The organism is Plesiomonas sp. (genome assembly GCF_051650925.1).
Taxonomy (GTDB): domain Bacteria; phylum Pseudomonadota; class Gammaproteobacteria; order Enterobacterales; family CAMTGL01; genus Plesiomonas.
Genome location: NZ_JBOFRH010000405.1, coordinates 1 through 1,451, shown reverse-complemented (window position 1 = coordinate 1,451; position 1,451 = coordinate 1). Strand labels below are relative to the sequence as shown.

2 protein-coding genes are annotated in these 1,451 nt (G+C 48.4%); both read right to left on the bottom strand.

Features of this window, described 5'->3' with window-relative positions; genetic code table 11:
• A partial coding sequence (locus tag ACRC27_RS09395) for a ferritin (protein WP_438639758.1) occupies window positions 1–224 on the bottom strand: 224 nt, incomplete at its 3' end.
• Between the two features lie 104 nt (window positions 225–328).
• Window positions 329–1,372: an extracellular solute-binding protein gene (locus ACRC27_RS09390; RefSeq protein WP_438622635.1), complete on the bottom strand. Its 1,044-nt coding sequence runs from the start codon at window positions 1,370–1,372 to the stop codon at window positions 329–331.
• Between the last annotated feature and the right edge of the window lie 79 nt (window positions 1,373–1,451).

Genomic DNA, 1,451 nt, shown 5'->3' with positions numbered 1-1,451 from the left:
GCGGCAATAGCACCAATCAGTGGCAGTGCACCGGTTTCGCTGACATAGTTGAACAAACGCTGCATATGCTGCATCTCTTCTGTCGCGTGCTGGCGCAAAAACAGTGCCGCACCGTCAAACCCGTGGTGATCACACCATGCGCTCATTTGTAGATACAAGTTGGATGAGAAGAATTCCAGATTCAACTGCTCATTTAATTTATCAATCATGGCTTGTGCCAGCATAAAAACTCCTTGATGTTGAGAATAGAACTTCTGCTTACGCTTACATTGTCATCGTCAGCGCTAAAATGCGGTAAGCCAAACGGATTACCGCTGAACATACTCGCTTATTTACCCGAGCGTAACTGATTCCAGTAGGTTTCGTACAGCGTAATGGCATCACCGACATCACGCTGAAACTGGCCTTTTTGCATGGCCGCGGCTGGCGGGAACAAGGTGGTATTCTCGGCCATTGCTTTATCCAATAACGGGATAGCCGCGCGGTTTGGAACCGAATAACCCAGCTCTTTGATGATCGCTACCGCGCTTTCGGGGCGCAACAAAAAATCGATAAAGCGGTAAGCGGCCTGCGGGTTTTGAGCTTGTGCCGGAATCGCCATGCTATCCATCCAGAAAATCGCCCCCTCTTTAGGATAGATAAACTGAATATCGGGGTTCTCTTGCGCAGCTCGCCATGCTGGGCCATTCCAGATCATCCCGACCGACACCTCATCTTGCAGATAGGGTACATCCGGCGCATCGGAATTAAATACCCGAACATTCGGCATCAAGGGGCGCAAAAACTCATAAGCTTGGCTAATCTCATCTGGATTGGTGGTATTGGGGGAAAACCCTTTTACCAGCAGTGCCATATGGAACACTTCACGTGAGTCATTGGTCAGTAGCAGGTGATCTTTAAACGCCGGTTTCCATAAATCCTGCCAGCTATTTACCGTCGTCGGGTCAATCTCTGCGCGATTCACCGCAATACCGGTTGCCCCCCAGACATAAGGGACTGAAAACTGATTTTTAGGATCGAACTCTTGGGATAATAAACTCGGGTCGAGGTTAGCAAAATTTTTCAACTGGCGGTGATCCAGCGTTTGCAGCATCCCCTCGCGGGCCATTTTGCTGATGTAGTACGTAGAGGGAACCACCAAATCATACCCAGCCCCTTGCGTCAGTTTCAGCTTCGAGTACATCTCTTCGTTACTCTCAAAAGTAGAGTAAATAACGTCGATGCCGGTCTCTTTAGTGAACTGCTCTAACAGCGCGGCTGGAATATAATCAGTCCAGTTATAGACGTACAATTTCTCTTTCGCAACAGCCTGTGTGCTGAAGCCAACTGATGCGCCGATCATCAGGCCAAAGACCCACCCTTTGTTTATCATTATGGTTCAATCCTCCAAGGATACCCTTTGGGTATCAATTTCCATTCACACATTCAGGTATCTGCACGGGCAAAAAAAA

What these genes read in the sequence shown, in the direction of transcription:
- ACRC27_RS09390 (WP_438622635.1), bottom strand. Translation starts at nt 1,372, where the DNA reads ATGATAAACAAAGGGTGGGTCTTTGGCCTGATGATCGGCGCATCAGTT.